Origin of the sequence: Noviherbaspirillum malthae, assembly GCF_015352985.1 — a bacterium.
In the GTDB taxonomy this organism is placed as follows: domain Bacteria; phylum Pseudomonadota; class Gammaproteobacteria; order Burkholderiales; family Burkholderiaceae_D; genus Noviherbaspirillum; species Noviherbaspirillum malthae.
The window spans coordinates 131,411-138,106 of sequence record NZ_JACYXF010000012.1 but is presented as its reverse complement, the minus strand read 5'-3'; the positions used below and the strand labels follow the sequence as shown (position 1 = coordinate 138,106).

The following is a 6,696-nucleotide window of genomic DNA, read 5'->3' as shown; positions in this document are numbered from 1 at the left end:
TTCAAGGGACAGGAAATCACAGGCTTGAAAGCCTTCGAGATCGCGCACAAGGGGCTCGGCTACGTGCCGGAGAACCGGGACGTGTTTCCGACGCTTTCCGTGGAACAGAATCTGGTGCTGGGCGAGAAGAAGGGCAAGAAGTCGCGCTGGAGCCTCAATGACATGTACAAGATGTTTCCGCGGCTGAAGGAGCGCCAGCATACGCCTGCCGGGGTCCTGTCGGGCGGCGAGCAGCAGATGCTGACCTTGTGTCGGACCTTGATGGGCGACCCTGACCTGATCATGATCGACGAGCCGACCGAGGGCCTGGCGCCGAAGATCGTGGAGCTGGTGGGGGAGTACCTGATGGAGCTGAAGAACCGGGGCATCTCGGTGCTGCTGGTGGAGCAGAAGCTGGCCATTGCGATGGAGATCTCGCAGCGGGTGTATGTGATGGGGCACGGCGCGATCGTGTTCGAGGGCACGCCGGCCGATCTGCGCGCGAATGCGGCCATTCGCAAGGAGTGGCTGGAAGTGTAAGCCGGCATGTGCGCGGCGCCGAGTTCGCCGCGCATTTTTCCTGTCAGTGTGATCTTTGCCTGGCCTCCCACCTTGCTGGCCGTCCTTGAAAGAGGAGGAACCTTTCTTATTGGCATGATGCGGCGTTTCGGATGGCAGGGCGTCTTGAAAGCTGTTGGAAACTTTTGAGTTAAGGAAAAGCGCTCAACCCAAGGCCAGCATGTCTCTCCGAACGCGCTCCAGATGCTGCCGGACATAGAAGCCTGCCGCCTCCTGATTGCCGGTGGCGATCGCCTCGTAAATCAGGCGGTGCTCGTACACATACAGCCGGGCACGTGCCGGGTCATGGATGCCGGTATCGCGCAGCTGGCGCCACAAGGGTTCGTCCACGGCGGTTGCGATCACGCCGGCTATGCCAATCATCAGGGGATTGGCTGTCATCAGCGCAAGGCGTTCATGAAAGCGCCGGTCATGTTCATTCCATTCCTGCCGCTGCTTCGGATCGGTTAGGTCGCTGACCGATTCCATCAAGTCCAGCAGGCGCTCCAGTTCCGCATCACGCTTGCCCACCGCCGCTGCGAATTGAGCAATCACCGGCTCGATCGCCAGCCTGGCAGCCAGGGTCGACAGCGGGCTGGTGTCGGGGCTGGCGACAGCCTTCGCCTCGCGTATCACTTCCATCGCCTGCGGCAGGACATAGGTTCCCGAATTGCGCCTGGTCTGGACGACGCCCTGGTTGACCAGCTCCGCAATCGCTTCGCGCACCGAGGCGCGGCCCACGCCCAATGTGGCCGCCAAGTGGCGTTCCGCCGGCAAGCGCGATCCCGGCGGATGAGTTCCGTCGAGAATCAGGTTTTTCAGACGGTCCGCCACCAGTTCATACAGCTGAGGCGCCTTCAGGGAAGCGGAAAGTTTGTGGGTGCTGTCGAAAAACATACAATGTTTGGCTCAAAGTTAATACCAATCTGGTTATACTAAAACCAGTTGTGGCAGTGCGTAAATCCTTTTATGCGTTCAATTGCGTATTCAAGGGAATCCGCCTGCGATGCATGATGACAGGACGCCGGTTTCCGATTTCTCTGCGGATAAGCCGGCCAAACAAGCGAAGTGAACAATGCTCAATTTCCAACGCACGATCCAGACCATTGATGCGCATACCGGCGGCGAGCCGCTGCGCATCCTCGTTTCCGGCATGCCGCCGGTGCCGGGCAAGACCATTCTTGAAAAGCGCGCCTGGCTCAAGGAGAACCGCGACGACCTGCGCTGCTTCCTGATGAACGAACCGCGCGGCCATGCCGACATGTACGGCGCCTACCTGCTGCCGCCCACCACGCCCGAGGCGGACTTCGGCGTGATCTTCATCCACAACGAAGGCTACAGCGACATGTGCGGCCACGGCATCATCGCGCTGGGCAAGGTGCTGGTGGAGATGGGCTATGTCGAAAGACAAAGTCCGACGACCCGCATCGGTTTCGACTCGCCGGCGGGTTTCATCGAAGCCCATGTCGAATGGGATGGCGTGCGCGCCGGCGCAGTCACCTTCAGGAACGTCCCCGCATTCATCTTCATGCGGGATGTGGAAGTGGACACGCCGTCCTTCGGCCGCATCACCGGCGATATCGTCTTCGGCGGGGCGTTCTACTATTACATCAACGGCAAGCAGGCCGGCTTGGAAATCCGCCCCGAACTGGTTCGGTCGCTGATCCAGCTCGGCGCAGAAACCAAGGCTGCCGTGAAAGCCAAGGTCCAGATCCGGCATCCGCTGGAGCCGGGCCTGAACGAACTGTATGGAACCATCATCGACGGCGCACCCAACCGGGACGGTGTCGATCAGTCGAATGTCTGCATTTTCGCGGACCGGGAGGTGGACCGTTCTCCGACCGGAACCGGCACGTCGGGCCGCGCCGCGCAGCTCTATCTGCGCGGGACGCTTCCGCTGAATCAGGATTACGTAAACGGCAGTATCGTCGGCAGCAGCTTTACCGTACGCGTTACGGAATCGGCAAAGGTGGGAGATCTCGATGCAGCCGTCACGGAAGTGAAGGGCACCGCGCACATCAGCGGTTTCAACCAGTGGGTGCTGGAGGATTCCGACCCGTTCCCCACAGGCTTCTTCTTCAGGTAATCAGGTAACCAAGCTCATGCAAATTTTTGACCGGGACCAGACGGCCCAGGCACTTCCTTATTCCAGGCTCGTTCCCGCCGTTGCCGAAGCTGCCAAAGAGCTGGCAGCCGGGACCATCGTCGCGCCGGAGCGCCAAGTGGTCACCATCGACGCGGCCAGCGTATTGCTCAGCATGCCGGCAATCGGGCGTGACATCAGCGCCACCAAGCTGATCACCGTTCATGGCGGCAATGCGCGGCACAAGCTGCCGGCCATTCAGGGCGAAGTCATCGTCTTCGAGACGGCGACCGGCCGCAGGCTCGCCCTGCTGGACGGGCCCACCGTCACCGCGCGCAGGACCGCTGCGATGACGCTGCTGGGTATAGACACACTGGCTCGGCGAAAGCCGGCTTCGGCGCTGATCATCGGCACCGGCACGCAGGCCGCAGCCCATGCCGATGCGCTTGTCGAGTATTTCGGTGTGTCGACATTCATCATCGCCGGCTCGACCCGCGAGAATGCCCAATCTTTCGCGTCGTCGCTGTCGGCGCGGCATGGCCAGCTTGATGCGCAGGTATTGACCGCCGAATCGCTCAAGCAAGAGGTTCCCGACACCGACGTGATCATCGCGCTGACCACCGCGACCGTTCCGGTGATCCCGTCGAAGATATCGCCCGATACGCTGGCCGTCGGTGTCGGTGCATTCAAGCCCAACATGGCGGAATTCCCGCCGGAGCTGCTGCATGCCCGGCAGATCATTGTCGATGACTTGAATGGCGCAAGGCACGAGGCCGGCGACCTGCTTCAGGCAAAAGTCGATTGGAGCGGCGTCTCAGCGATCGGCGACCTGCTGTCCGGCAGAGTGCCGCATCCCACAGCGGTTCCCGTTTTCAAGACGGTAGGCCAGGCGGCATGGGACTTGGCCGCAGCCAGAGTGGCGATCGGGCAATGAGCCGGGACAGCGCTTCAGGAAGCGCTGTCCAGCAGGCTTGCGCTCCAGCGCCATTCCTCCACCGCCGTGCGCATCAGGCGGTGCACGATCGCATGAACATGCTCGGCGGCGCGCGAGGCGGTGAACAGCCGTGACGTGCAGATGGAAACCGTCCTGCGCAGGCTGCCGTCCTCGAGTTCGATGGCATCAACCTCTCCTCGCCGTATCGGTTCTTCCAGGCCGCAAGCCGGCAGTATCGAATAGCCGAGTTCCGCCCTGACCGCATCGATGAGAAGTGCGGGCGCATTGATCTGCGCGGCAATGTTGGGCTTGCACCCGACGGCGGCGAATCGCTGTTCTATCATCTCCCGGATACCGTTCGGCCGGCTCATCAGCAGCAGCGGAAATCCTGCCGTCTCCTCCAGCGTCATGCTTGACTTGCCCGCAAGGCTGCCGGGCGGTCCGACGAACAGCAGCGGCTCGCTGAGCACCGGCCTGACGATCAGCCCGCTGGTGGCTGCGCTGTCGAACAGTACCGCCAGCTCGATCTTGCCTTCGGCCAGCAGCAACCCCAATACCGAACTCGGCCCCTCCACGATTTCAAGGCGCACCGCTTTCAATGTGGCGCGGACTTCGCGCAGCAGCGGCAGGCCCAGCAGCGACGCCACCGTCCATGGCAGGCCGATGGAGACCGTGCCGGCAGGGCCGGCGTCGGCCTCGGCGGCGATCAGGCGGGTCGCTTCCACCTGCTTGAGGATCAGCTGCGCCTGCCGATAGACGGCCAGACCGGCATCGGTAGGCGTGACGCCGCGCACCGACCGGTGCAGCAGCTGAACACCCAGTTCCTCCTCCAGCTGATTGATCTGCTGGCTCAGCGCCGGCTGCGCCACGTGCAGCACCTGGGAAGCGCGCGAGACACTGCCCATCTCGATGATGCGCACCAAATAGGCCAGCTGTCGCAGTTGCATCGCGTTTCCAAAGAATTGAGGGTGGGAAAGTGTAACCGACCCGGTCCGACGGCGTTCGCGGGGGGTGAAGCTTTTGCTTATGGCGGCAGTTTAAATCCGTATTTCCCCCTTGGCCAGACTCGCTTCTACACTGCATCCATTCATGAGAAATACAGGAGCGAACATTCATGGCTGGAGACATTACGATCACCCGCGAGCAGCATGTCGCGACAGTGACCATCAACAACGCTTCGAAACGCAATGCCATGAGCCAGGCAATGTGGATCCGGATGGGCGACGTCATCCAGGAGCTGTCTGGCGACCAGCGGCTGCGCTGCATCGTACTGCGCGGGGAAGGCGGCAAGGCCTTCGGCAGCGGTGCAGACATCGACGAGTTTGAACAGATACGTGCAAGCAAGGAGCAGGCGATCGCTTTTGCCCGCCATGGCCACCGGGCGATGCATGCGGTGCGCGACTGCAGGGTACCGACGCTGGCTGCGATCCAGGGCGCCTGCGTGGGCGGCGGCCTGGAACTGGCCGCCTTCTGCGACATGCGCATCTGCAGCGAAGACAGCCGCTTCGGCATTCCGATCGCCCGCCTGGGGGCGACGCTTGCCTACGCCGAACTGGAGGGTCTGGTGCGGCTTGCCGGCCCCAACGTGGCGCTGGAACTGCTGCTCGAAGGGCGCGTGCTCGATGCCCAGGAAGCGCAGCGGAAAGGCCTGGTGAACCGTCTCGTCGCCAATGCCGACTTCGAGCAGGAAGTCGCCGCCACGGTCGCACGCATCTGCGCCGGCGCGCCGCTCTCGGCCAAATGGCACAAAAAGTTTGTCGAGCGCCTGCGCCAGGGCACTCCGCTCGGCGAGGAAGACATCGCGGAAGGCTATGCCTGCTTCGATACCGAAGACTACCGAATCGGCTACCAGGCTTTCCTCAACAAGGAAACGCCCCAATTCAAGGGAAAATGACATGATGAACAGACCTTCAAAAGGGCCGCTGTCCGGTGTGCGCGTCGTCGAACTGGCGCATGTGATGGCCGGTCCGGTCGGCGGACTCCTCATGGCCGACATGGGCGCCGACGTGATCAAGGTGGAAAAGCTGCCGGGAGGAGACGATACCCGCCGCACCACGCCGCCGGAAATCAACGGCGAGTCAGCATCGTTCATGATCCTGAACCGCAACAAGCGCGGCATCGCCGTCAACCTGAAGACGCCGGAAGGCGTGGAAGTGGTCAAGCGGCTGGTCGGCCAGGCCGATGTGGTGATCGAGAACTACCGTCCCGGCACCATGGAAAAGATGGGTCTTGGCTATGCCGCGCTGAACCAGATCAATCCCGGCCTGGTGTACTGCAAGATCACCGGCTTCGGCACCAGCGGCCCCTATGCCGGCCGCGCAGGCTATGACCTGATTTCGCAGGGCATGTCGGGCCTAATGGGGCTGACCGGCGAAGGCCCGGGACGGCCGCCGGTCAAGGTCGGCGTGCCGGTCGGCGACGTCACCGCCGGCATCCTCGCGGCGACCGGCGTGCTGGCCGCCTATATCGAGCGCCTGCGCACCGGCCGCGGCCAGTTCGTCGATACCTCGCTGCTCGAAGCCTCGCTGGTGCATACCTACTGGCCCGCGGCAATGGCCTTTGCCACCGGCAGATCGGCCGAACCGATGGGCTCGGCCCACCCCGTGGCCGCGCCTTACCAGGCCTTCCCGACGCAGGATGGATGGATCAACATCGGCGCGATCAGCCAGGCCAACTGGGAAAGGATCGCCATCGTGCTGGAGATGCCTTCGCTGCTGGAAGACAGCCGCTTCGCCAGCAACGGCGCGCGCATGTCCCACCGGGACCAGCTCGTGGAAATAATGTCCTCGGTGCTGAAGCAGCGTGCCACCGAAGCCTGGGTGGAAGCCTTCGAGCGCGCCGGCGTGCCGGCCGGACCGGTCAAGACCATGACCCAGGTACTGGCCGACCCGCAGGTGAAGGCGCGCGACATGATCGTGCAGGTCGAGCATCCGGTGGCGGGCAATGTGTCGGCGCTCGGCTGCCCGATCAAGTTTTCCGGCGGCAGCGGCGTCACGTCGCGCGGCGCTCCGCTTTACGGCCAGCACACCCACGAAGTTCTTGCCGAACTCGGCTATGCCGAGCCGGACATCGAACGGCTTGCGGAACTGCAGGCCGTGTACGCTGCGACCGTTGCCGCATAAGTGCCGGGCAAAAATTCCAT

At 62.9% G+C, this 6,696-nt stretch carries 7 protein-coding genes; 5 read left to right on the top strand and 2 right to left on the bottom strand.

Going from position 1 to position 6,696, the window contains the following annotated elements; all coding sequences use genetic code 11:
• Positions 1–519 (top strand): ABC transporter ATP-binding protein (locus IGW03_RS16890; RefSeq protein ID WP_194723723.1); only part of this gene is annotated, 519 nt, incomplete at its 5' end.
• A gap of 183 nt (positions 520–702) precedes the next feature.
• Here IGW03_RS16890 and IGW03_RS16885 read toward each other — a convergent pair.
• Positions 703–1,434: a FadR/GntR family transcriptional regulator gene (locus IGW03_RS16885; protein WP_194723722.1), complete on the bottom strand. Its 732-nt coding sequence runs from the start codon at positions 1,432–1,434 to the stop codon at positions 703–705.
• Positions 1,435–1,612: 178 nt separating this feature from the next.
• Between IGW03_RS16885 and lhpH the strand changes: the two genes are divergently transcribed.
• Positions 1,613–2,623 carry a trans-3-hydroxy-L-proline dehydratase gene (gene lhpH, locus IGW03_RS16880; protein ID WP_194723721.1) on the top strand — a complete coding sequence of 337 codons (1,011 nt, stop codon included), beginning with the start codon at positions 1,613–1,615 and terminating at the stop codon, positions 2,621–2,623.
• Positions 2,624–2,639: 16 nt separating this feature from the next.
• Positions 2,640–3,554: a delta(1)-pyrroline-2-carboxylate reductase family protein gene (locus IGW03_RS16875; protein WP_194723720.1), complete on the top strand. Its 915-nt coding sequence runs from the start codon at positions 2,640–2,642 to the stop codon at positions 3,552–3,554.
• A gap of 14 nt (positions 3,555–3,568) precedes the next feature.
• Here IGW03_RS16875 and IGW03_RS16870 read toward each other — a convergent pair whose 3' ends face one another.
• Positions 3,569–4,501 carry a LysR substrate-binding domain-containing protein gene (locus tag IGW03_RS16870; RefSeq protein ID WP_194723719.1) on the bottom strand — a complete coding sequence of 311 codons (933 nt, stop codon included), beginning with the start codon at positions 4,499–4,501 and terminating at the stop codon, positions 3,569–3,571.
• Positions 4,502–4,668: 167 nt separating this feature from the next.
• Between IGW03_RS16870 and IGW03_RS16865 the strand changes: the two genes are divergently transcribed.
• Together IGW03_RS16865 and IGW03_RS16860 are read left to right on the top strand one after the other, a co-directional pair.
• Positions 4,669–5,448 (top strand): enoyl-CoA hydratase-related protein, encoded by a 780-nt coding sequence (locus tag IGW03_RS16865; RefSeq protein ID WP_194723718.1) that lies wholly within the window; start codon positions 4,669–4,671, stop codon positions 5,446–5,448.
• Positions 5,449–5,452: 4 nt separating this feature from the next.
• Positions 5,453–6,676, top strand: a complete 1,224-nt coding sequence (locus tag IGW03_RS16860; protein WP_194723745.1) for a CaiB/BaiF CoA transferase family protein — start codon at positions 5,453–5,455, stop codon at positions 6,674–6,676.
• Positions 6,677–6,696 lie beyond the last annotated feature (20 nt).